A 24197-nucleotide genomic window follows, 5' to 3' on the forward strand; every position below is an offset into this window, starting at 1 on the left:
TGAACGCGTTACAGTTTGATCCACGCCGTTTTAAGATCGACATATTTGTCAAAGGCATGAAGCGACTTGTCATGCCCGTTCCCTGATTGTTTGACACCGCCCATTGGCACGGTCACATCGGGCCCGCCGTATGTGTTGACGTGCACAACACCGGTGCGCATCTCACGCACCATACGGTGCGCACGCGACAGATCTGCGGTCCAGACGCCGCCAGCCAAACCGAAATCAGTGCAATTGGCCTGACGGATCGCCTCCGCTTCATCCGCAAAGGCAGTGACTGCAAGAACCGGGCCAAACACTTCTTTCTGCACAACTGCATGTTCTGGCTTTGCATCCGTGATGATGGTGGGTTCCATGTAGAACCCGCCAGTGTCTTCCAGAATACGCTTGCCGCCGTGAACGACGTTCCCGCCTTCTCCTTGTGCCGCTTCGACAAAGGCAAGGTTCTGCGCCAACTGCGTGGCGTTGTTAATCGCGCCCGCATGGGTGGAAAGATCAAGCGGATCACCCACGTTCATCGCTGCCGCCGCTTTCGCCAAGGCGCTGACGAATTCGTCGTGAATGCTCTGTTCGACCAGCAGCCGTGAGCCTGCGACACAGACCTGCCCTGAATTGCGGAATATCCCGGCGGCGCTGACAGCGGCTGCTTCCTCAAGGTTTTTGGCATCTGCGAAGACGATGTTGGCAGACTTGCCGCCCAGTTCGAGGTAGCAGCGTTTCATGTTTGAGGCGGCAGAGGCTTGCAACAGCCGCCGACCCGTGGTGCCTGATCCGGTGAAGGCGATCACATCGACATCCATAGAGGTGGACAGCGCCTCACCAACGATCTTGCCTTCGCCCGTCACCACATTCAAAACGCCGGGCGGGATGCCCGCCTCCAATCCCAGTTCTGCCATGCGGATCAGGGACAAGGATGCAGTCTCGGACGGTTTCAGGACAACTGAATTCCCGGCGGCCAGGGCGGGGCCCAGCTTCCATGCGCCGATCATCAACGGGAAATTCCACGGGATGATGGCCGCGACGACGCCAATGGCTTCGCGGTGAATCAGACCCAGCGTATCATCAGACGTTGGTGCGATCTCACCATAGATTTTGTCGATAGCTTCGGCATAATAGCGGATGGTTCCAATGGCAGAGCCGGGTTCAGCGCGTAGGGCCATGCTGATCTCTGTCCCGTTGTTGCGCACCCCCAGAACGGCAAGCGCCAAGGCCTCTGCTTCCATCAGATCGGCCCATTTCAGCATGATCTTTTTGCGCGCAGCGGGGGGCATCCCGCGCCAGCGCTTGTCTTCAAAGGCGCGGCGTGCGGCGGCAATGGCGCGCTCGGTGTCTTCGACAGTTCCCGCTGCCGTTGTTGTCAGGACAGTGCCATCAAGCGGCGAGATTACGTCATCTGTCTTGCCCGAAACACTTGGCACACTTTGCCCGTCGATCAACAGCCCACGCGGGGTCAGTGCCGTGTTGCGCAATGCGTCGATCTTTGCTTGGTCTGCCATTGGATTACCTTTGCTGCGTATCGTGAAGTTCGTGATCGATATCTGCCTCGGCCAGACGCACCTTGTGCTCTTTTCGCAAGGTTCTGAAATGCGCAAGGATCACCAGAACGATCAAGACGGCTAAGATTGCTGCAATGGGCCGTTCCACAAAATCAAGGGGCGTTTTGACCCGGATCATGGCCGAGCGCAGTTTGACCTCCATGATCCCGCCCAAAACCATGCCAAGGACAATTGGAACCACTGGCAAATTCAGGCGTTTTAGGATCAGGCCCAACACACCAAAGCCCGACGCAATGGCGCAATCCACTACAGAGTTGCGCAATGAATACACGCCCACAAAACCCAGCGTCAAAATGACCATGCCCAGAAAGCGGGTCGGGATCTGGATCACTTTGGTCAGCAGGTTGGTGGAAAAGATCAGGAAGACGATCACGATCACATTCAATAGCAGCATTGCGATATAGAGCGCATAAACAAAATCAAGCTGGTTCTGGAACAGCTGCGGACCGGGGATGACGTTGTGAACATAAAACACCGAAAGCATCATCGCAGTCAGTGCTTCGCCGGGAATACCCAATGCCAAGAGCGGGATCATCGCAGCCGCAGGAACCGCATTGTTCGCAGCCTCCGAAGCTACCAATCCTTCGGGCGACCCTTTGCCAAACAACTCCGGCGATTTGGATGTCTTACGCGCATAGGTGTAGGAAAGGAATTGCGCGGTGAATTCCCCCACACCCGGGATCATACCCATCAGAACACCAAAACCACCCGCGGCTGTCGCAATGCGTTTGAACAGCCAGATTTCCTTGAGCGCGCCAAAGATGCTACCCAGGACAGGCTGCGGTTTGGGCGCTGAATCTTTGTCCGTCAGCAGCAGGAAGGCTTGGCTTAGCGCGAAAAGCCCCAGCACCACCACGATCAGATCAAAGCCACCCGTCAGCCAAGTCTGCTCAAACGTCATTCGCTGGTTGTACTTTACATCCAATCCAACGGTGTTGAGCAACAACCCGAAGGCGGCCAGCATACCAGCGGCAAAAACCTGACCCCGGTGGGCCAGAACAACCAGAACAATGCCTAACAGCGCTGCCAAGAAAATCTCGCGGCTTCCGAAATGAGGCGCAATCAACGCCAGCAGCGGCGACAGCAGGATCAGACACAAAATACCGAAAACACCGCCCCAGAAGGACGCGGAGTAGGCCAATGCCAAGGCGCGCTGTGCCTTTCCTTCTTGGGTCATTGGATAGCCATCATAGGTCGTCAGGGCGTTGACCGCTGTGCCTGGCGTATTGATCAAAATCGCAGGCAGCGCGCCGCCATACATTGATGATCCGTAAATGCCCAAGAGCATCGTCAGGCCGACAATGGGATCAAGCGAAAACGTGGCGGGCAGCAAGATGGCAATCGCGACGGCAGCACCAACGCCGGGAATCGCGCCAATCACAACCCCCCCGATTGAGCCAATGAACAGGGCGACCAACACATCCCATCGCATCAAGAGTTCCGCACCGGCGAATACAGTTTCCATAACCTGTGATCCTAAAAGTAAGTCAGCATGAAAGAACGTAACGCCGTCGGCAGCAGCTCATAGGCGGCACCGCCAGGCACTTTCACCTGAAGAAATGTCTTGAAAATCAGAACAACGACGCATCCGAACATTGCCGCAGACAAGAGCATCTTGGCGCTGCGATAACCAAGTCGGAACGTCAGAATGACGGCAAACAGAACAGTTGACGGCAAATAGCCAAGTTGCGGCACCGTCAAAACGTAGACCATGAACCAGCCTGCGTACTCGACCGATCTCAACCAGAACCACATCTCCTTCCAGCGGCCCTCCAAGGCCGGGGAAACCAATGCAGAAATAAGGTGAAGAACGGCAAAAAATGCCATCGCAATCACCGCCGCATAGGGCCAAAAGGCGGGTTGCGCGAACAGCTTGGTGTTGCTGGCCCAAGTGTTCTGGTTTGGTAGACTAAGCAGCAACAGAAGACTGAATATCAAGAAAGCGATACTGAAATAGAGATCGCCTGGCCGCCGATACCTCTTAAAAAGGTCCTGTAGCGTTTTCGCTTTGATCATCTGCACCTTCCAATACGCGATGACTTGCAAAAGGCGGGACTTTTTGCCCGCCTTTTGCCGAACTTATTGGTTCAAATTTGCAGGTTATTCGAGCATCGCGTTGATCTTGCCCAACGCAATTCCGTCAGCTTCGATCTGCTTTACCGTATCTGCGGCATCCTGCCAGTAAACCAATGCGCCTGTCTCTGCCATGTACGTCTTGGCACGCTCAGATGTCATGGTTTCTTTTGCCACGGCGATGATCTTCTCACGCACATCAGCAGGCGTATCCTTGTGCACGAACAAACCATTCCACAAAGACAGCGCCAGTGAAGGATCGATTTCACCAACAGTAGGCGTATCCGGGGTCAGGCCAATGCGCTCCCCGCCGATGGATGCCAGTACCTTAACATCACCCAGGCACGGCAGAATGGATTGGATGGTCGTGTTCATTACGTCAACGTCACCAGATGCCAGCGTGTTGCAATCCAGAAGGTCAAAAGCCGCGTCAGCAGCGAATGCAAACCCCTTTTGCTTTGCCAGTGCGAATGTCACCTTTGTTGGAATCAAAGGCGCGCCGTAGTGACCCAGAGCGACGTCGTTGCTTTTGGCGTATTCCGCCAGCTCATCAACAGAATCATAGGGCGCATTACCGCCCGCGACGATCACAAACGGATACGTAAGGAACGCACCGAGTGGCTCAAAAGGGTTCGGGTTCAGCTCTGGGATGCCGATATTTGGGCCGATCACAGGAACCGCAAGAATGAATGAACCGACCGTGTAGCCATCAGCGGGCGCTTTGGCGACTTCAACCGCGCCGGGGAATGGGCCACCGCCGCCACCGGGCTTGTTCACCACGGCCGCTGGAACGCCGTACTTGGCCTGAAAATCGTCCGCAATCATGCGCGTCAGCACATCTTCGGAATCACCAGGAGGCCAGGGAACAACAAACTCAACTGGTTTTTCCGGATATTCAGCCGCGGCAACGCCCGGCAAGACAGCCATCAGCGAAGCCACGCCGGCCAATAGTACTTTCTTCATTTTTTTCTCCCCTGCATATCGGTGCGTTATTCACACCGTTGGTGAAATTTAGTTTGACGTAAAATCCAACATCTGTCAACATTCTTGAAATCAACCTGTAGATGACATTCCCGAGAAAGGACCGCCCCATGAAAGACGACAACTTTCTGAAGGAAAACAATGCACGGCACATGTGGCACCCGATGACCCACCCTGCCGACAGTTTGACCAACCCGCCAAAGATCATCACCGGCGGCTCCGGGGTGCGCATTGTGGATGTTGACGGGAACGAAACCATCGATGCTGTAGGTGGGCTGTGGAACGTCAATCTGGGCTATTCATGCGCGCCAGTGAAAGAAGCCATCGCTGGTCAGCTTGAGCAGCTTCCATACTACTCAACCTTCCGCGGCACCTCCAATGATGCGGTGATTGAACTCAGCTTTATGCTGCGAGAGTTCTTTGCCCCTGACGGGCTGAGCCGTGCGTTCTTTACCTCTGGCGGCTCGGACGGGATAGAGATCGCGTTGCGCCTTGCGCGCCAGTACCACAAAGTGCGGGGAGAAGCGGGTCGGACGAAATACCTAAGCCTGAAAAAGGGATATCACGGCACCCATACCGGAGGTGCCTCGGTAAACGGCAACCCGAACTTCAGAACGCAATATGAACCGCTGTTGCCGGGCTGCTTTCATATTCCCGCACCATATACATACCGCAATCCGTTTAATGAGACAGACCCCGAAAAGTTAGCGCAGCTTTGTCTGGCTGCCCTTGAAGACGAGATTAACTTCCAAGGGGCCAGTACAATTGCCGCTTTCATTATGGAGCCCGTGTTGGGCGCGGGCGGTGTGATCCCGCCGCATGCCAGCTTTATGCCCGGCGTGCGTGATATTTGTGATCGCAACGGTATTTTGCTGATTGCCGACGAAGTGATCACCGCCTACGGCAGAACGGGATCTTGGTCCGGTTCGCGCCACTGGGGTGTTCAGCCCGACTTTTCCGTCACAGCCAAGGCCATCACCAATGGCTACTTCCCTTTTGGTGCGGTGATGATCGCCGATCATGTTGCGGAGACATTTGAGAACGACGAAACGGGCAAGGCAAATGTCGCCTCTGGCTACACCTATTCAGGGCACCCGGTCGGCGCAGCGGCGGCAATCGCCTGTCTGAAAGAAACCCAGCGGCTAAAGGTAAACGACAACGCAGCCGCGCGTGGTGCTGAAATGATGGCCGGACTGGAGGCATTGAAAGCCAAACACGACATTGTCGGCGACGTGCGCGGTGGCGAAGGCCTGATGAACGCCCTCGAGCTGGTTTCAGACCGCGCCACCAAAAAGCCCCTAGATGCGGCGCGCACCAAGACGGTGTTCGACACGGCCCATGCAAATGGCGTGATGGTGCGCGTTTCTGGCCCCAACCTGATCCTGTCGCCTCCGCTTGTTGTGACCCAGCAGGACGTGGCCGATATCCTCTCAGCGCTGGACAAAGGATTGGCAGCAGCATGACCAAACAACTCCCTTCCTCGGCTCCAGTTGTTATCATCGGGGGTGGCATCATCGGCATGTCGACGCTCTACCACCTAGCGCACCGCGGGGTGTCTGCTGTTTTGGTCGAACGACGCAAGATTGCCAGTGGAACCACCTGGCATGCGGCAGGTATTGTCGGGCAATTGCGTGACAGCACGGCGCAAACGGAATTAGGCAAATACACCGCCCGTCTGTTCCGTGATCTGGAAGAAGAAACCGGGCAAGGCACGGGGTACAAGCAAAACGGCACGATCAATATCTCGCTTAGCAATGTGCGTCATGAACAGCTGTTGCGCACACATGATCACGCCGCGCGCATGGGTATCCCCAGCAAGATGCTGTCACCCGAAGAGGTCAAAGAACAATGGCCCGCGCTGGTCATCGACGATGTACAGTCTGGCTTCTTTGTGCCGTCCAATGGGCAGGTGAACCCACTGGATGTCACGATAGCATTGTCCAAAGGCGCCCGCCAAAAAGGCGCGCAGGTGTTTGAAGAAACGCGAGTTGAACGCTTGGAAATTCGCGATGGCAAAGTTGTGGGTGTTGTCACCGATCAAGGCACCATTGCCACCGAACAAGTGCTGATCGCTGGTGGCATGTGGTCACATCTGTTCGCCAAATCCCATGGGATCACGGTGCCCCTTCATGCGGCAGAGCATTTTTACGTTGTCACAGAACCTGTGGAAGGTCTGCCTTCTACGCAACCCATACTCAACATCATGGAAGAGCGGAACTATTGGAAAGAGGACGCAGGTAAAATCCTGATTGGCGGGTTTGAGGCGCAGGGCAAGGCCTGGGCACAGGACGGCATTCCCGAGGATTTCGAATTTGATGAACTGCCTTTTGACATGGACCATGTCGAGGAAGACCTGATGCGCATGTTCGCGCGCATGCCCTCGCTTGAAACCATGGGCATTCAGACGTTTTTCAACGGTCCCGAAAGTTTCACACCTGATGGCCGCCCATATTTGGGCCCCGCCGCCGAGGTGAAGGGCGTGTTTCTCGCCACCGGCATGAACTCCAACGGTATTCTAAATTCTGGCGGAACGGGCCTGACGATGGCCGAATGGCTCATAGAGGGTATGCCCTCACGTTCCATGGCCCCGCTGCTGGCTGTGCGCGCGCATCCATTTCAGGCCAACACGCGGTACAATCAGGACCGAGCTGCGGAAAGCGTGGGCTTTCACTACGGCATTTCATGGGCCGGGCGGCAGGTTCATTCCGGGCGCGGCGTGCGGCGCGTGCCCTTGCACCGCGCGTTCAAAGATGCAGGTGCCGTGATGGCAGAACGCATTGGCTGGGAAGTGCCAATGTACTTTGATGCAGACAATCCGCAGTGGTCCGATACGCCGTCATTACGCTGGAAACCCTGGTCCGAGCAGGTCAAGGCCGAGTGTCTGGCAGCACGGGATGCAGCTGTGTTGCTGGATCAATCCATGTATGCGAAAATCCTTGTGCAGGGGCCCGATGCCGCTCGTGCGCTGAACCATGTGTGCGGCGCACAGATGGATGTCGATGTGGGCATTTCTGTCTATTCGCAGTTCTTGAACGTGAACGGCGGGATTGAAGCGGATGTCACAGTGACCCGCATCGCACCGCAGTCCTTTATGGTGGTCACGGGCCATCCTAGCCAGATGCGCGACCAATTCTGGTTGAAATCCAACGCCGATCCGTCGTGGAACTTTGAGGTTTTCGATGCAACTTCGGCCTATTGCCTATTGACGTTGCACGGTCCCAAATCACGCGAAATTCTCCAATCTCTCAGCAATGACGACCTATCCAACGAGGCGTTTGCGTTCGGGGCCGCCCGCGAAATTGACGTCGCTCATGCGCGTGGTTGGGTGATCCGGCGCTCCTTTCTTGGAGAGTTGGGTTACGAGATGATGTTCCCGACGGAATTCACCGAAGGTGTATACGAGGCGCTGCTCGACGCAGGCGCGCCTCACGGCCTGCGCCACATGGGCATGTTCGCGATGAACGCCTGTCGCATCGAAAAGGGCTTTCGTCATTTCGGCCATGACATTGCCGAAGATGACACGCCGTATGAGACAGGTCTGGGCTTTGCGGTCAAGCTGGACAAAGACGACGACTTTCTTGGCAAAGCACGGCTGGCCCAGCAAAAAGCCGAGGAAGGTCCCGCGTACAAACACCGCATGGTGTCGATCAAAGTGCCGGGCCTGACTGCCGAAGAAGGCCCCTATCTGATCCACAACGAACCCATCTGGAAAGACGGGGAGATCGTGGGCCATGTGACGTCAGGCGATTGGGGTTTCCGTCTGGAAGCGATGGTCGGACTTGCAACAATCGAAAAACAGGGCGGCGCGGCTAAGGCCTGGATCGACGAAGGCGGGTTCGAGGTGCAGATCGCGGGCAAGATGTACGCAATCGAAGCACAGCTTGGCCCGTTCTATGACCCCAAAGGCCAGATTATGCGCAGCTAAAGCGCTTCGGGAGGAAAGACATGACTGACAAAACCATTTTGGTCGTTGGCACATACGACACCAAGAATGATGAGCTAGAATACATGGCCGACCGCATCCGCGCTATGGGCGGTGGTGTGATGAGCATGGACATCTCTGTGTTGGGTGACCCTGAACGGGCAACTGACATCTCCAAACATCAGGTGGCCGACGCAGGCGGGCAGACCATTCAGGCCTTGATTGATCAAGGCGAAGAAAGTGTCGCTATGCAAGCCATGGCTGATGGCGCAAGTGCGTTGGCCCGATCTTTGCAAGCAACAGGCAAATTCGACGGCGTGGTAATCCTTGGTGGGTCGATGGGCACGGATGCGGCGCTGGATATCTGTCAGGCCTTGCCCTTGGGCGTGCCGAAATACGTAGTCTCTACCGTGGCTTTTTCACCGATCATCCCGGCTGACCGCTTGTCGGCGGACATCCAGATGATCCTTTGGGCGGGCGGGCTTTATGGCTTGAACCCGGTGTGCAAAGCGTCCTTGTCCCAAGCCGCAGGTGCCGTGTTGGGTGCCGCGCGTGCGGTGGAAATACCAAGCAACGAACGCCCTTTGGTTGGCATGACTTCACTCGGCTCGTCCTGCCTAAAATACATGAAACTGTTGAAAGGCCCTTTGGAGGAACGCGGCTTTGATGTTGCTATCTTCCATGCAACCGGCATGGGCGGCATGGCTTATGAAAGCATCGCGCGCAGTGGTGGGTTCGCCTGTGTGATGGACTTTGCCTTGCCCGAGTTGGGCAACTTATTGGCTGGATCGGTGATCAACGGTGGCGAAGACCGCATGTTGAACGCAGGTGCCGCAGGCATCCCGCAAATCGTGGCTCCGGGCTGTCTCGACCTGATTGATTTTGCCGGATGGCAGGATATCCCCGACCGCTACAAAGACCGCCCGTTCCACCCCCACAACCGCCTGATCGTGTCGTCCGGTCTGAATGCCGAAGAACGCAGGGAAACCGCGCGCGAAGTGGCGAAACGTTTGAAAGCATCCGCCACGCCCGCCCATGTGATCCTGACGAACAAGGGCATTGAAGAATGGGACAAGGAAGGTGGTCCTGCCCATGACCCCGACGCCTTTGCCGAATTCTGCGACGAGATGCGCCGCGTCATGACTGACCCCATCACGTTCACTGAACTGGACTGCCACATCAACAATCAGGCCTTCGCCGACAAGGCGCTGGAGATTTTCGATGCGTGGATCGCGGATGGCACAATCAAGACGGAGACCTGAGACATGAGAGACCCGCGCTACGATATCCTGTTTGAACCGGTAAAAATCGGGCCAATCACGGCCCCGAACCGTTTTTTCTCAGTCCCCCATGCGACGGGTCATAACCCGCTGATGCCAAACGGCTCTATCGGGATGCGCGAGATGAAGGCCGAAGGTGGCTGGGGCGTTGTGTCGATGCAATTGGCCGAGATTGATCCGACCTCCGACATCTCGAACCTCCCGATTGAGAAATTCTGGGACGATACGGATGTGAAATCCCATGCGCTACTTGTAGAGCGGATCAAGAAACACGGGAGCCTGACTGCAATTGAGCTGGCCCATACCGGCATTCGCGCGCGCAACATGGATACGGGCACGCCCGTGCTTGGGCCTTCGTCCATGCGTATCTTAAAGCCGCAAAACCCGATCCAGTCCAAGGCGATGGACAAGCAAGACATCAAGGATTTCCGCGAAAGCCACAAACGTGCCGTGCACCGCGCCAAACAGGCGGGCTATGACATGGTCTATGTATATGCCGCCCATGATGCTGCACTTGTCTGGCACTTCCTCAACCCGATGTACAACCACCGCACAGATGAATACGGCGGATCGTTTGAGAACCGCCTGCGCCTGCTGCGCGAGGTTCTGCACGACACGATGGAAGCCGCCGCAGGGGATGTGGCCGTTGCCGTGCGCATCCCAGCACATGATTTTAAGGAAGGCAGCCCGCTGACCTATGACAACGAAGCACGCGCCGTGATCGAAAGCCTCGCCGACGTGCCGGACCTGTGGGACGTGAACGTCGCAGGCTGGCCCCGTGATAGTGGCACCTCGCGGTTTGACGACGAGGGACATCAGGAAAAATACACTGGCTACGTCAAGCAAATCACGTCAAAGCCCGTGGTGGGCGTGGGGCGCTATACCTCTGTCGATGCGATGGTCGGGCTGGTCAAGAAAGGTGTGTTCGATCTGATCGGGGCATCTCGTCCTTCGATTGCCGATCCGTTTCTACCAAACAAGGTCAAAGAAGGCCGCATCGACGATATCCGTGAATGCATCGGCTGCAATGTCTGCGTGTCCTCGGATGCTTACTCCGTGCCGTTGATGTGTACGCAAAACCCGACGATTTCGCAGGAATGGCGGCGCGGCTGGCACCCCGAGAATATCCCTGCAGCACCAAGGGCCGAAAACACATTGATCATCGGCTCCGGCCCTGCGGGTCTGGAATGTGCGTTGACGCTTGCGAAAGCAGGGCACACCGTCACCATTGCGGAAAAAGACGCAGAGTTTGGTGGACGGGTGCGCCATGAAAGCGCGCTGAAAGGGCTGGCGGCCTGGGGCCGTGTCAAAGACTACCGGCTCTATCAATTGCAGCAGATGGGCAATGTTTCTCTCTACGCCGAAAGTGAAATCGCGCCGGGCGATGTGGCGGATTTTGAGGCGGACAACATCATCGTCGCAACCGGGTCCAAGTGGTGCAACAGCGGTGCGGGTGCCACGACGTTCAGCGCGATTGATGGCTTTGCAGAGCATGCGATCACGCCAGACGACGTCATGGCAGGTGCAGAAATCAACGGGCCGGTCGTGATCTATGATGATGATCATTACTACATGGGCAATGTATTGGCCGCGCATCTGGCCTCACTTGGACATGAGGTGCATTTGGTTTGCCCCCTGCCCTCAATTGCGGAATGGATGGGGTATACGTTAGAAAGCCCGCGTGTTCTGGACCAGATGGTTGAGCTTGGCGTGCACATGCATCCCAACACCACCGTGAAGTCATGGACCGGATCAGCATTGAAAGTCACCCGCAGTGACAGCGGTACTGACATGTCGGATATTGCTGGCGGTACGTTGATCAGCGTCGGTGTCCGCAACCCCTCAGACGGACTGTTGACTGCGCTCAAGGATATGTCGGAACTGGCGGACAAAGTCAGCGGCATCGGTGATTGTCTGGCCCCCGGCATCATTCAGGCGGCAGTGTTCTCGGGTCATGCCGAAGCGCGCAAACGGATCGGTGACGAGCCGAAAAACGGCATCTACAAACGCGAAACGCCGGTGCTGTTTCCTCGGTAAGGCCGTCTCAGGCTTTCCGTCGCGCGATGGCATCCGCCAAAACACAAAGCAGCTCCCAAAGCATGGTTGATGCGACGAGGGCTGTATTTCCGGTCTGATCAAACGGCGGTGATACTTCAACCACGTCACCGCCAGCAAGGTTCAATCCTTGAAGGCCACGCAACAGCTTTTGAACATCGCGCGGTTGCAGCCCGCCGACTTCCGGCGTGCCTGTTCCCGGCGCAAACGCGGGATCGATGCTGTCGATGTCAAAAGACACATAAGTGGGGCCATCGCCGACGATCCTGCGCGCCTCAGCCAGAACCGCATCAAGGCCCATTTCATAGACTTCTTCGATGTGGATCACGCGCATCCCGCTGTCATAGGAAAAATCCCAATGCGGCTCTGCGCGGCCACGGATCCCAATCTGCACTGTACGCTCGGGGTCCAGCACCCCCGCAAGGGCTGCGTTGCGAAATGGGCCACCGTGATGAAAACGTGAGCCGTTGAAAGGACCGCCGGTGTCGGCATGGGCATCGATATGGATCATGCCAACCGGCGCGTCACGCCCCACCGCTTTCAAGATCGGATAGCTGATTGAATGATCGCCCCCTATAGAGAGCGGCATCACTCCGGCATCAATGACTGTGTGAAAGAAAGCCTCAATCTCTTGCGTGGCTTTGTCCAAATCATAGGTACTGGCGATGGGTACATCCCCGCAATCGGCAAAGCGTGCAATTGCAGCCGGGATGATACCACTGACATGGTGCTTGGGTCCGGCAGCCAAGACAGACAATTCGCGCACTTGCTGGGGACCAAAGCGCGTCCCCGGCCGGTTGGTCACGGCCAGATCGAAGGGCACGCCAATAAGCGCGATATCCAACCACTCAAACCCGGCCTGCAAGGGCGCGCGCAGGAAGGATGAAATGCCGGCATAGGGGGCAACGTGTTCGCGCTTGTCCCCACCATGCGCGCCGCCGCTGTCCAGAAATGCCTGCAAGGCCTTGTCGTTCAGATCGGTTTTTGCTGCCAACGCCCGCAGATGTTCAAGTTTGCTATTGGCCATTGTTCACCCTTGAGACGGAACCACCATCTTGGCGCAATCATGCCCAAAGTTCCGTCTTGGGTAAATTCAAATCAGCCCGCGCTGCTCAAGATACCATTTCCCGAACTCTGCGATCCACACCTCGCGGTCGGACAACACGCCGGGCCGATATCCTCGAGAGGCCACGCCAAGCTGATTGTTTTCTGTAATGGTTTTATCTTCCTTCAGCGTCGTATCCCAAAGATGCATCAAGGTTTGCGGATCATAATCCGTCCCTTCCTCCGCATCGGGGGCCACCAACCAGATCGCCTCGACCGTTGTTTCCTGCGTATCTTTGGGGATGAACAGGAAAATGACCGCATGGTCGTTGTTGACCAGGACAGTGGAAAGCGGAGAGAATACGCAGCCCGTTTGCCCGCCGTCGAATTCAGCTAAGTCGCCCATCAAAGGTGCAATCGGCTGGCCATCCATGCTTTCGGTAAGCGCGCCCTTGGCGATAGGCAACCTGTTGGCGGCCTGAAAATACGCCGATGTGGCATCATCATGGAACATCCCAGTCGGATAGCCTTTTGCCTCAGCTTCCGCCTCCCACTCAGCAAGCCACTTGCGATGATCCGCCATTTCAGGATCATCCGAGCGGTCGACCGCACCAAAGGCAAGCAGCTTCATTTTGTCATGTACCTGACAATAGCTGGGATGCGCGGTTGAACAGTGGTAGCATTCGAAAAAGTTATCAACGACCAGCTTCCAGTTTGCATTGGTCGGATAGGTTTTGCGGGCGGCAACCTTGGTCTGGGCAAGCCCCTGCCCGTGCATCAGAGGGGCAAATCGCTGCGTAAAGGTGGTGAAATCTGGCGCGTCCATCTCAGCCGCGAAGTTGACAAAAATCAGACCCTCAAAAACACCCACGTTGATTGGCAGCAGGCCATTTGCGCTTTTGTCAAAGCCTTCTGGCATGGAGGCGGCGGCGCGCAGCTGACCATCAAGATCATAGCTCCACGAATGGTAGGGACATGTGAACAGACGTTTGTAGCCCTCGTTTTCAAGACAAACCCGCGATCCACGATGACGACAGGCATTGTGAAACGCCTTGACCTCACCTTCTTTGTTTCGGGTCACAATGACGCTTTCGTTCCCGATCGCGTACAGAAAGAAGTCACCGGCATTGGGAATTTGTGAAATATGTCCGGTCAAAAACCATTGAGATTTGAGAAGCCAATCCAAATCGTCCCGAAAAACCTCTTCAGAGACATAAAGCTCTGCCGGAAGCGACGTGCCGTAGGCCCAGGTTGAAACTGTATCTTTCATCGCAAGCTCCTTCTCAATATGTTCATTCCGTGATACATACCGCGAGGTCGGTATGTCAATAGATACATACCACGTGGTATGTAGGGGCACATCATGGCGAAGCAAAAATACAACCGTGCCGACATGTTGCAAACGGCGCGTGACATTATTCGTGAAAAGGGTGCCGCAAAGTTGACCATACAGGAGGTCGCCACACGCATCGGCGCGACAAAGGGTGCGATCCTGCATTGGTATCCCAGCAAACTGGCGTTGATAGATGCGGTGGTAAGCTCACAAATTGATGACTGGGACGCCAGATATGATGAAAACGCGTCCCGGGACCCCTCACCAAACGCGGCGCTGTTGACGTACCTCAAGACCTGGGAAGAACATTATGAAGAGCAAGCATCATATGCTGAAGCGGTTCTTTTGTTACTGGCCGAGGAACCCGACAGATTGGCGTCAGTGCGCGAAGCCTACTCTCGTTATTCCCGGCCCTACCTTAAGCAAGCCGATCATAACTTTGACCCGCTTCTTCTTTGGTTGGCATGCGAGGGTCTGGAAGCCCTGAGGCTACTGAAACTCCTTGAGGTTTCTCCCAAATTGCGCACCAAGATCTACGCAGAGATCAGATCAAGGGCAACATCGCTCTGAAGGTCCGTCGCTATTTTCACCAACATGATCCTCCCCCACTGAATTGGTCCGAACCCAGAAACTCGTCGGCTGACGAGTCGGCGCTCACACCCGTCGAAGGCAGTATTATCAGGATTGGAGAACCCATTCGATCCAATGCGACTTCGTAGTTCGTTCCGCTACCTGCCGCACTTGTCTCCGAATAGATTTCAAAACCCAGTAACTCGTCTATATTCGCCGAATCTAGGAACTTCCGTGTCAATCCGTTTTGCAAAAATGAAATGGGGACAATGTTGCCAGGACGGTGGCAGGGGGCGGATTGAGCTATGGGTGTATTTCAATTTCGAACAAGCAGGAGAATCAATGCCATCCCCATAACCTATTCAACGTTGGATTCAGGCTTGGCCCGCTGGAACATGCCGAACAAGTCGCGCGGATCGTCCGGGTCGGCGATCATGTCGAGCCGGGTGAAAAAGGGCGTGCCCTTGATAGCCTTGGCAACATAGCGCAGGGCGCTGAAATCCTCGATCGCAAAGCCTACGCTGTCGAACAGGGTGATCTGCCGATCATCGCTGCGGCCCATGGCCTCGCCCGTGATGACCTGCCAGAGTTCGGTCACAGCATGATCCGGATCAAGCTGCTGAATCTCGCCTTCGATCCGCGTCTGGGGCGGGTATTCGACAAAGATCGACGACCGCAGCAGGATGTCGCGGTGCAGTTCCGTCTTACCTGGGCAATCCCCACCAATGGCGTTGATGTGCACGCCTGCGCCCACCATGTTGTCAGTCAGGATCGTGACGTTTTGCTTGTCTGCGGTGCAGGTGGTGACGATTTGCGCGCCCTCGATGGCTTCCTCGCTCGATCGGCATTGCACGACCGCCAGCCCGCTTTGTGTCAGGTTCGCGGCGCAGCGGGCGGTGGCCGAGGCGTCAATGTCGTAAAGCCGCACGGTATCGATGCCACACACCGCCTTGAAGGCAAGGCACTGGAATTCTGACTGCGCGCCATTGCCGATCATCGCCATGGTTCGCGCGACCTTTGGCATCAGGTGTTTCGCCGCCATGGCGCTTGTCGCTGCCGTGCGCAGCGCTGTCAGCAAAGTCATTTCACTCAGCAAATTCGGATAACCAGAATCCACATCCGCCAGCAGACCGAAGGCAGTGACCGTCTGCAGCCCCTCGGCGGTGTTTTTGGGGTGGCCGTTGACATATTTGAACCCATAGGTCTGCCCGTCCGACGTCGGCATAAGCTCGATCACACCTACATCAGAATGCGAGGCGACGCGGGGTGTCTTATCGAACAGCGGCCAGCGGCGGAAATCAGCTTCGATCTCGGCGGCGAGGTCGGTCAGCACCTTTTCGATGCCAATGTGATGGACAAGACCCATCATGTGTTCGACCGACACGAAGGGAACGTAGGCACGTTTTGACGGCAGGGGGGACATGACGAAATCCTCAGGCGGTTTGGGGTTAGCGGGCGCTCAGATGCAACCCGGCGATCATGCAGCGGACAGAGCCGCCGGCGTGTTCGATGGTGGGAATGTCCAGGGGCAGCAGCGTTACATGACGTTCCAGCGTAGCGCGTTGACCGACATCCAGGGACTGCAGCCCGCGCGACGACAGCGCAAGCAAGAGCCCATCGAGGCCCTGCAATTCGATGGCGTTGCCAGCGAAATCGGCGATTTGGTCGTGGCTCAGCTCAACAATGTCACGCTCGCCCTGGCGAAGGCGTTCGCCCACCTCATGGCGGCGCGATGCGTCTGGAATGCAGTCCAGCCCGATCAGTGCGAAATCAGTGCCGATGCACATCAGCACGTTGGTATGGTAGATGGGCGCACCGCGCATATCGACCGCGTCAAAGACCACCGGTTCATAGTTGAAATGCGTGCAGAAGCGTTCCAACAAGATTTCGCTGGTGCGTTTCGACCGCGCGGCGTATGCGACGCGTTCCAAATGGTCGATGACCATGGCGCCTGTGCCTTCGAGGTACAAGTTGTCCTGTTCCAATCCTGAATAGTCAATGATGTCCTGCACGCGGTAATCGCGTTTTAGCATCTCCAGCACATCGTGCCGCCGTTCGGCCCGACGGTTCAGGGAATGCATCGGGTAGACAGCGACATGCCCGCCGGAATGCGTGGAAAACCAGTTGTTTGGAAAAACGGAATCGGGCGTGGCGGTGCCTTCGTCCTCGAACATATGGACGCGGACACCGGCAGCTTGCAGCGAATTTGCGGCGCGGGTTACTTCGACATGGGCGGCACTGGCCATAGCTGCGGCATCGCCGTTGGCACTGGTCTGGAAATGGTTGTCCTGGGCGGTTTGCGCGTTTGGAGTGAAGTGATGTGGCCGGATCATGACCACCGAGGTTGGTGCCTGAAGCGAGGATCGGGGCATATGGCAAGGGCTTCCTGTGCGTAACTTTGCCCAAGGACTATGGCAACGCCCTGACGAACTGCAGTGCCAACTTGTACTATTTGTAATGTATAATTGCGCATACTGCTTAGTTCAATTATAAGATATGTCATGCTCGTTTATGATGATCTCGACCGGAAGCTGATTGCGCTGCTTCGCGAAGACGGGCGTGCGCCGGTCTCTAAGTTGGCAGCTATACTGGGCGTGTCTCGGGCGACCGTGCAAGCGCGGATCGACCGGCTGTTGGACAGCGGCGCGGTGCTGGGCTTCACGATCCGCGCGCGCGAAGACAGTGGGCCGGAGGCTGTCCGGGCGATCATGATGATTGAGGTCTCAGGCCAGTCGACCACGCAGGTGATCCGCAGCCTGCGCGGGATCCCTGCGCTGCGACAGTTGCATTCCACCAACGGCAACTGGGATCTAGTTGCTCAGCTTAGTGCCGAAAGCTTGACAGACTTTGACCGCGTCCTGCGCGAGGTGCGTGGCATTCCTGGCATCACTAATAGCGAAACCTCGATTCTGCTGAGCTCGGTCTAGGCGGCCCACGATGTGTTCGAGAGGCACAAGAGGCATACGAGCAAGATCAGACAGCAGCGGGGGCATTTGAATTTTCTCTGTGGTTCAAGGCCATCAGGATGCCGGAGGTCAGGATCACCGCGATCCCTGCCCAGGCAAGAGGATTGGTTGGCGTACCCCAGAGTAGAAACGCCCAGAGGCTTGCGAAGATCAGGAACGAATACTCAAAAACAGCGACTACAGCCGGGTTTCCGATCCTGTAGGCTTGGGCGATTAGCGTGACGGCAACAACAGCGCCGACAGCCTGAAACAGGGTCAGCCAAAGAAAGCGCGGGCTCGGTTGAGACCAGGGTGCCGTGATGAAGGTATCGCCAGGCCAAAACGTGACCACGATCAGCATGACCAGACCGGCCGCGCCGATGGTCGCGAAGATCCCGATCGCCAGCGCAATTGCGCTTTCGTCGCTGCACCAGTGACGGGTGAGCATCATGCCCAAGCCGTAGAAAAGCCCGGCTGCCAGCGGCATCAGGGACAATGCTGTCAGGTTGCCGAAGTCAGGCTGCAACAACATCAGCGCCCCTGCAAAGCCGATCACCACCGCAAAGGTCCCCATCCCGCCGATCTTTTGACGGAACAAGACAACCGATAGCAGCACTACCCATAGCGGCGCACTGAAGAGGCCAGCGCCCGCCTGTGATACGGGCAAGGCGCCAAGCGAGGCGAAATAGATCAACAACCCAACTGACACCGCGAGGCTGCGAACCGCCAGCCGAGGCACATTGACCGGGCGGATCACACGCCCCGACATCCGTGCGGCTATGAGCAGCAGCGGGATGGCAAACACGGTACGAAACACCTGAAATTGCCATAGTCCAGCCTCTTGGCTAACCACGCCGACGAAATTGTCGATGAAGCTGAGGATGGCGGAGGCTGCCAGCGCCAGCCCAACTGCCATCATTGTCTTGTCAGGCAGCATGGTTCGCAGCTTGGTTCTGCATCGCGTCCAGAACCTCATCGAGTGCGCGCACGGCGCCGTGTTGGAGATACTCTACCGCATTGAGCGAAGCCTGATGCGCCGCGAGACTGGATCCGGCGACGCAATCCTCTATCACCCGGCAGAAATAATCGCCTTGGTGGGCGTCGACGAAGGTGTAATGCACACAGACATCCGTCAACCCGCCAACCAGGATCAGGGTTTCAGCTTTCAGCCCCTTCAGCAGGATTTCCAGGTCGGTGCCGTAAAAAGCCGAATAGCGGCGTTTGGAAATGCGGTAGTCATCCGGACGCATGCCCAGCTCTTCTTCAGCGAAGTCCGTCAGCGGGTTGCTGTCGAGGCAATGCACATCCTCGTCGCCGTCGGTTTCGCGTCCCATGTCGATCAGGTTGGCGCGGTGGATTTCCTGTATGAAGATCACGGGTATGCCGACTTCGCGCGCCTTGTCGATGGCAACCTTTGAGCGCGCCATCCGCTCGGCATAGTCTGGCATGTGGGCGATGGCGCGTTTTTCATCGGGGATGGGCGCAAAGGTCGATTTCTGGATGTCGATGACGATCAAGGCTGCGCGACCTTCGATCAAATCGCGTTTTTTGGAGGTGGCCATGGGAATACCTTTCGATTTGTGTGAGTTCATGTGAATGTTTCGCTGTGCGCCAGGTCAGGCTGGCGCCGCGACTTTTGACGGCTTGGTCTCAATGCGCGGGCGCAAGTGGCCGAGAAATCGCTTTTCGGCCAGCTTGAACAGGATAGAGATCAGGAAGACGATGGCCATATAGAAGACCATCGCAGTCAGGAAGCCCTCGTATGCCAAGTAATAGCGCCCGTTCAACCATCGCCCGACACCCAAGAGATCCTGAAGGGTCACCGTACTTGCGATGACCGACCCGTGCAGGGTGAAGATGACCTCATTCGAATAGGCCGGGAGCGCACGGCGGAAGGCATTTGGCAGGACCACCAGCCGCATCCGCGTAAAGGACGACATGCCGCAGGCTTTGGCAGCCTCGATTTCGCCGCGGGGCGTGGTTTCGATGGCACCACGTAGAAATTCCGTCGTATAGGCGGCGGTATTGAGCGTGAAGGCGATCATCACGCACCACCAGGGGCTGGACAGGATCGGGTCCCATAGGAAACTGGTACGGACGGCCTCAAACTGACCTAGGCCGAAATAGAACAGGTAGACCTGCACCAGAAGAGGTGTTCCGCAAAATATGTAGGTGTAGATCCGGATCGCCGGGCTGAAGAATGGTTTACGATTGGCTCGCGCGATGGCCAGTGGCACAGCGATCAATCCGCCCACCAGAAGCGCCAGGAACGTCAGTTGCAGCGTCACCAGCGCACCTTCAAAAAACCGGCCGATATTGTCGTAGATCAGCAGGAAGTTGATCGGCGAGACGTTTTCGCTGATATGTGTTAGGTATTCGAGGAAGGTCCGTTCGGGCTCCATGGCTCAGGCCCTTCTCACGCCAGCGGAGTATCTGCGGTCTATCCAGCGCAGGATCAGGTCCGACACTCCGGTGATGATCAGATAGATCACCAGCACCGCAATCATGAAGGTGAAAAGCTGATGGGTGGACCGGCCCGCCGAAAACGCGTTCCACACCAGATCATGCAGTCCGATGACCGACACCAGCGCGGTGGATTTGACCAAAACCAGCCAGTTGTTTGTAAAACTTGGCAACGCAAAGCGCACCATCTGCGGCCAAGTCACGATACGGAAGATCTGCCCCGGCGACATGCCAATGGCTTTGCCTGCCTCGATCTGGCCGGTTGGAATGGCGAGGATCGCGCCGCGGAAGGTCTCGGTCATGTAGGCGCCGAAAATAAAGCCCAACGTCAGCGTCCCGGCAACGAACTGGTTGATCTCGACATAGCCCCAAAGTCCGGTCAAGCCACCGAGTTGGCTCACCAAGGTCTGACCGCCAAAGAAGATCAGCATCATCAACACCAGATCGGGCACGCTGCGCACAAAGGTCGTGTAGATATTGCCGGCACGCCGGATACCGCGCAGGTGGGACAGCTTTGCAAAGGCACCCATCAGCCCAAGGACGACCGAAAGAAGCAAAGACAGAACGGCCAGCGAAATTGTGACAATCGTGCCTTCGATCAAGATCTGTCGGTATTCGATTATCACGTCCATGGGTTCAGTCCGTCATCCGGCGAAAAGAGAGTGGCAGGGACCGGAACGGCCCCTGCCCTTATGCGATGTTATTTGCCGTAGATGTCGACGTCGAAATACTTGTCGTTGATCGCGGCGTAGGTGCCGTCGGCGCGGATCGCCTCGATGGCCGCGGTCAGCTCGCCTGCAAGTGGGTCGCCTTTGCGCACGGCAATACCGGTGCCTTCGCCAAGGCATTCAGGATCATCGACGTTCTCACCGAGGAAAGCAAAGCCCTCGCCCTGAGGCGTATTCAAAAAGCCATCAATGGCCTGCAGCGTATTGTTGAGCTGCATGTCCAAGCGACCTGCCACGAGATCAGCAAAAACGTCCTCTTGTGTGTTGTAAAGTCGCAGGTCAGCGTCCGGAAAAGCCTTCTCGACATGACATTGCAGGGTGGTGCCGCGCAGGACGCCGATCTTGACCCCATTGGTGCCTTCGACGGTCATATCAAATTCTGCGCCTTCACGGGCAATGAAGCGAGACGGCGTGTCATAATACTTCGCGGTGAAATCCACCTGCTTCTTACGGTCTTCGGTGATCGACATGGAGGCGACGATGGCATCATATTTGCGCGCCTGCAGGGCCGGGATCATCCCGTCCCATTCCTGTTCAACCAGTTCGCATTCACGCTCGAGCTGCGCGCAAAGCGCCAGCGCTATATCGATGTCGAATCCCGAAAGCGTACCATCGGCTTCCTTCATCGAAAATGGGGGATAGGCACCTTCGACACCGATGCGAAGCGTGTCTGCCGCCGCAGCGCCCCCGATGAATGTCATCGCGCAGGCGACTGTTGCGAGGAGTGTTTTCTTGAAGCTCATTTTTTGATTTCCCTTATTTGGACTGAGTTGAAAGGACCTCCCGGTTAGTGCCGGGTGTTCGAGAGGAACTCTTTGAAACGTGTCGATTTCGGGTCAGTGAACATCTGGTCCGGGTGACCCTGTTCTTCGATCAAACCCTGGTGAAGGAAGATCACCTCTGACGAGACATCTCGTGCAAAGGCCATCTCGTGCGTCACCACAACCATGGTGCGTCCCTCTTCGGCCAGCGACCGGATGACTTTCAGCACTTCACCCACCAGCTCCGGATCCAGCGCCGAGGTCGGTTCGTCAAACAGCATCACATCCGGTTCCATTGCCAGAGCGCGGGCAATTGCCGCGCGTTGCTGCTGACCGCCGGAAATATGTGCCGGGAAGTAATCGCGTCGCTCGTACATGCCGACGCGTTCGAGCACTTTGTGGGCTTTTTCAGTGGCCTCGGAGCGGGACTTTTTCAAGACATGCATTGGCCCGGCAATGACGTTTTCCAGCACTGTCATGTGTGACCAGAGATTGAACGACTGAAAAACCATCGCGAGCCGGGCGCGAATGCGCTCGACCTGGCGGGCATCTGACGGCTTGAACACGCCATGACGGTCCGTCGTCATCTTGATCTCTTCGCCATGCACTCTGATTACCCCGGAATTCGGCGTCTCAAGCAGGTTGATGCAGCGCAGAAACGTGCTTTTTCCTGATCCCGAAGATCCCAAGAGAGAGATCACATCTCCCTGACAAGCGCGGAGCGATACACCCTTAAGTACTTCCAACGCGCCAAAGGACTTGTGCAGATCGGTGACCACAAGCGAGGCATCGGCGGAAGAAGGAGTGGTGATATCAAGCATATGGCGTCCGTCTGGTGTTGGTGTTTTCTGAGGGATGGTAGCCGTCCGCCGAGGTTTCGAAAAACGCATATAACTTGCCCTCAGCGAAGCTTTTTGCTACGCTGAGGGAATGGGAAACACGCTCCGACATATGAATGCACTGCCTGTCTTCGAGGCAGCTGCACGGCATTCGAGCTTTGCCAAAGCCGGGGCCGAGCTGAACGTCAGCCACAGCGTCATCAGTCAGCACATCCGTAATCTTGAACACTGGCTCGGCACTGAGTTGTTCGTTCGCCGCGGCAATCGCGTGGAGTTGAGCGATGACGGGCGTGCCTTGCTGCCGCAGATTGCAAGCGGGCTGCAGATCCTCACTGACGCTTGCGAAACCGTGTTGCGAAAAACCCAAGCGGGCACGGTGGTTGTCAGCGCAGAGCCGGCGTTTGCCTCACTCTGGCTGCGGAAGCGGATCACGGAGTTCTGCGAACTTTTCCCGAGGGTTGAAATCGACCTGCGTCCGGCGTGGACACCCGCCCAGATCGGCGAAGGTCATGCAGATATGATCATTCACTTCGAAACCCGGATTCCCAAACGCGGAGTGGAACGGGACAACCTATTCCCGATTGACGGCTATCCCGCGGCAACACCGGACATACGCGATGCGCTGCCATTGGCGGGGTCCGCCATCGACTGGCAGCGCGCCGTGCTGGTGCACGACAATGGCAAGGAGACCTGGCACAAGTGGTATGCGGCGCACGAACCCGCAAGCGAGGGCTGGCGCAAGGGGCGCATTCATTCGGACCTGTCACTCGCAATCGATGCGGCGGTGGACGGCGAAGGCGTCATCCTTGCCGATGACATACTATGCCATCGCGAGATTTCTTCGGGTCAGTTGGTGCGTCTGGATGATCGCTCGGTTCGGTGCATCTGGTATCAGATCGCAATACCTAGAGGCACTTCAAAGTCTAGTGCGTCAGCGCTTTTTAGAGACTGGTTAGTAGACCAGACCCAGAACCTTCGCGATTGAAACTGTGACGCGGGTAGAATCGGTGCCGTTATCGCAAACTGAACGTCTACACGTCAAACGTGGCCTGAGTGATTTCCGGCTGAGCGAACGCGTCAGGGCAATTTTCCGGCTACGATAACATGAAATAGTCGTTGCCGCGAATTAGGATAAGAAAGGACATCCGTGATGCCAGCGGCCAAGGTCTCGAATGCGCACAACCTTGATCAATCGCGACGTTCCGTGTTTTGGTTGCTCGTCCGACAGAAAACAGAAGTCCAGAGTGCGGAGAGGCTGGGTGGAAATTGGCTGTGATTGCACATCAGCATGGGGTTTTGGTATTGGACGCGTGTTTTGCTGATTGATCATTTTTAATCGTTCAGATTTGGAACGAATGGCGTTCCTGACCAAATCTGCCGGCGTTGAGACGCTGTTATTTGGCCAAGCTACAGCCGTTCAGACCCTCATCGCGGCGATCTTTTCTGTTCGTGCATTTATCCTTGAGCCCGCAGCCGTTGCAGTTGCTCGACTGGTACGACCCGTTCGTTTTGCCGTCTTGCTGGTCCATGAACCGATAGATCAGCAGTTGGCCCCCCGAGAAGATGTAAGCCTCAGCCTCTGCATACTGTCCTCCTTCGACGATTCTGTCGGCACATTTCTTGTCTTTCGTTGATGTAGGTTCTTTT

The 24197-nt window shown here is 56.5% G+C and carries 22 protein-coding genes; 8 read left to right on the forward strand and 14 right to left on the reverse strand.

The window, feature by feature from the left end:
* Nucleotides 1–8 precede the first annotated feature (8 nt).
* The 4 genes from AABB31_RS00415 to AABB31_RS00430 form a co-directional block, all read right to left on the reverse strand.
* Nucleotides 9–1496 (reverse strand): aldehyde dehydrogenase family protein, encoded by a 1488-nt coding sequence (locus AABB31_RS00415; protein ID WP_373634750.1) that lies wholly within the window; start codon nt 1494–1496, stop codon nt 9–11.
* A 4-nt stretch (nt 1497–1500) separates the two neighbouring features.
* Nucleotides 1501–3021, reverse strand: a complete 1521-nt coding sequence (locus AABB31_RS00420) for a tripartite tricarboxylate transporter permease (RefSeq protein ID WP_342075103.1) — start codon at nt 3019–3021, stop codon at nt 1501–1503.
* 11 nt (nt 3022–3032) lie between these two features.
* Complete coding sequence (locus AABB31_RS00425) at nt 3033–3572, reverse strand: tripartite tricarboxylate transporter TctB family protein (RefSeq protein ID WP_342075102.1); 540 nt, start codon at nt 3570–3572, stop codon at nt 3033–3035.
* 84 nt (nt 3573–3656) lie between these two features.
* Entirely contained in the window at nt 3657–4592 is a 936-nt protein-coding gene (locus tag AABB31_RS00430) for a tripartite tricarboxylate transporter substrate-binding protein (protein WP_373634751.1), read from the reverse strand.
* A gap of 128 nt (nt 4593–4720) precedes the next feature.
* Between AABB31_RS00430 and AABB31_RS00435 the strand changes: the two genes are divergently transcribed.
* From AABB31_RS00435 to AABB31_RS00450, 4 genes are read left to right on the forward strand one after another with little or no spacing between them, the layout of a single operon-like run.
* Nucleotides 4721–6073, forward strand: coding sequence for an aspartate aminotransferase family protein (locus tag AABB31_RS00435; protein ID WP_342075101.1), 1353 nt, complete (start codon nt 4721–4723; stop codon nt 6071–6073).
* Complete coding sequence (locus tag AABB31_RS00440) at nt 6070–8535, forward strand: FAD-dependent oxidoreductase (RefSeq protein ID WP_342075100.1); 2466 nt, start codon at nt 6070–6072, stop codon at nt 8533–8535. Before AABB31_RS00435 ends, AABB31_RS00440 begins: the two co-directional genes overlap by 4 nt.
* Before the next feature lie 20 nt (nt 8536–8555).
* On the forward strand, nt 8556–9794 hold the full coding sequence (locus AABB31_RS00445; RefSeq protein WP_342075099.1) for a Tm-1-like ATP-binding domain-containing protein: 1239 nt from the start codon (nt 8556–8558) through the stop codon (nt 9792–9794).
* Nucleotides 9795–9797: 3 nt separating this feature from the next.
* A complete protein-coding gene (locus AABB31_RS00450; protein ID WP_342075098.1) occupies nt 9798–11849 on the forward strand; it encodes an FAD-dependent oxidoreductase in 2052 nt (683 codons plus the stop codon).
* Nucleotides 11850–11856: 7 nt separating this feature from the next.
* Here AABB31_RS00450 and speB read toward each other — a convergent pair whose 3' ends face one another.
* Together speB and AABB31_RS00460 are read right to left on the reverse strand one after the other, a co-directional pair.
* Nucleotides 11857–12894 (reverse strand): agmatinase, encoded by a 1038-nt coding sequence (gene speB / locus AABB31_RS00455; RefSeq protein ID WP_342075097.1) that lies wholly within the window; start codon nt 12892–12894, stop codon nt 11857–11859.
* Nucleotides 12895–12960: 66 nt separating this feature from the next.
* Nucleotides 12961–14181 carry an aromatic ring-hydroxylating dioxygenase subunit alpha gene (locus AABB31_RS00460; protein ID WP_373634752.1) on the reverse strand — a complete coding sequence of 407 codons (1221 nt, stop codon included), beginning with the start codon at nt 14179–14181 and terminating at the stop codon, nt 12961–12963.
* Between the two features lie 93 nt (nt 14182–14274).
* Between AABB31_RS00460 and AABB31_RS00465 the strand changes: the two genes are divergently transcribed.
* Complete coding sequence (locus AABB31_RS00465; protein ID WP_342075095.1) at nt 14275–14814, forward strand: TetR/AcrR family transcriptional regulator; 540 nt, start codon at nt 14275–14277, stop codon at nt 14812–14814.
* 358 nt (nt 14815–15172) lie between these two features.
* On the opposite strand, the gene AABB31_RS00470 is transcribed toward AABB31_RS00465, so the two are convergent.
* Together AABB31_RS00470 and ctlX are read right to left on the reverse strand one after the other, a co-directional pair.
* Complete coding sequence (locus tag AABB31_RS00470) at nt 15173–16237, reverse strand: ornithine cyclodeaminase (protein WP_373634753.1); 1065 nt, start codon at nt 16235–16237, stop codon at nt 15173–15175.
* 25 nt (nt 16238–16262) lie between these two features.
* Nucleotides 16263–17186 (reverse strand): citrulline utilization hydrolase CtlX, encoded by a 924-nt coding sequence (ctlX, locus tag AABB31_RS00475; RefSeq protein WP_342075093.1) that lies wholly within the window; start codon nt 17184–17186, stop codon nt 16263–16265.
* A gap of 129 nt (nt 17187–17315) precedes the next feature.
* Here ctlX and AABB31_RS00480 point away from each other — a divergent pair, with 129 nt between their 5' ends.
* Nucleotides 17316–17741, forward strand: a complete 426-nt coding sequence (locus AABB31_RS00480) for an Lrp/AsnC family transcriptional regulator (RefSeq protein WP_342075092.1) — start codon at nt 17316–17318, stop codon at nt 17739–17741.
* A 46-nt stretch (nt 17742–17787) separates the two neighbouring features.
* Here the strand turns inward: AABB31_RS00480 and AABB31_RS00485 are convergent, their stop codons facing one another.
* The 6 genes from AABB31_RS00485 to AABB31_RS00510 all read right to left on the reverse strand — a co-directional run bounded on the left by AABB31_RS00485 (nt 17788) and on the right by AABB31_RS00510 (nt 22532).
* A complete protein-coding gene (locus AABB31_RS00485) occupies nt 17788–18678 on the reverse strand; it encodes a DMT family transporter (protein WP_373634754.1) in 891 nt (296 codons plus the stop codon).
* A 7-nt stretch (nt 18679–18685) separates the two neighbouring features.
* On the reverse strand, nt 18686–19321 hold the full coding sequence (locus tag AABB31_RS00490) for a cysteine hydrolase (protein ID WP_342075090.1): 636 nt from the start codon (nt 19319–19321) through the stop codon (nt 18686–18688).
* Nucleotides 19322–19375: 54 nt separating this feature from the next.
* Nucleotides 19376–20161 carry an ABC transporter permease gene (locus AABB31_RS00495; protein WP_342075089.1) on the reverse strand — a complete coding sequence of 262 codons (786 nt, stop codon included), beginning with the start codon at nt 20159–20161 and terminating at the stop codon, nt 19376–19378.
* 3 nt (nt 20162–20164) lie between these two features.
* Nucleotides 20165–20848 carry an ABC transporter permease gene (locus AABB31_RS00500; RefSeq protein WP_373634764.1) on the reverse strand — a complete coding sequence of 228 codons (684 nt, stop codon included), beginning with the start codon at nt 20846–20848 and terminating at the stop codon, nt 20165–20167.
* A 74-nt stretch (nt 20849–20922) separates the two neighbouring features.
* Nucleotides 20923–21693 (reverse strand): transporter substrate-binding domain-containing protein, encoded by a 771-nt coding sequence (locus AABB31_RS00505; protein ID WP_373634755.1) that lies wholly within the window; start codon nt 21691–21693, stop codon nt 20923–20925.
* 44 nt (nt 21694–21737) lie between these two features.
* Nucleotides 21738–22532: an ABC transporter ATP-binding protein gene (locus AABB31_RS00510; RefSeq protein ID WP_342075087.1), complete on the reverse strand. Its 795-nt coding sequence runs from the start codon at nt 22530–22532 to the stop codon at nt 21738–21740.
* 130 nt (nt 22533–22662) lie between these two features.
* Between AABB31_RS00510 and AABB31_RS00515 the strand changes: the two genes are divergently transcribed.
* Together AABB31_RS00515 and AABB31_RS00520 are read left to right on the forward strand one after the other, a co-directional pair.
* A complete protein-coding gene (locus tag AABB31_RS00515; protein WP_342075086.1) occupies nt 22663–23535 on the forward strand; it encodes a LysR family transcriptional regulator in 873 nt (290 codons plus the stop codon).
* Nucleotides 23536–23872: 337 nt separating this feature from the next.
* On the forward strand, nt 23873–24184 hold the full coding sequence (locus AABB31_RS00520) for a hypothetical protein (protein ID WP_342075085.1): 312 nt from the start codon (nt 23873–23875) through the stop codon (nt 24182–24184).
* The last annotated feature ends 13 nt before the right edge of the window (nt 24185–24197 follow it).

Source organism: Yoonia sp. SS1-5, from assembly GCF_038443705.2.
Classification (GTDB): domain Bacteria; phylum Pseudomonadota; class Alphaproteobacteria; order Rhodobacterales; family Rhodobacteraceae; genus Yoonia; species Yoonia rhodophyticola.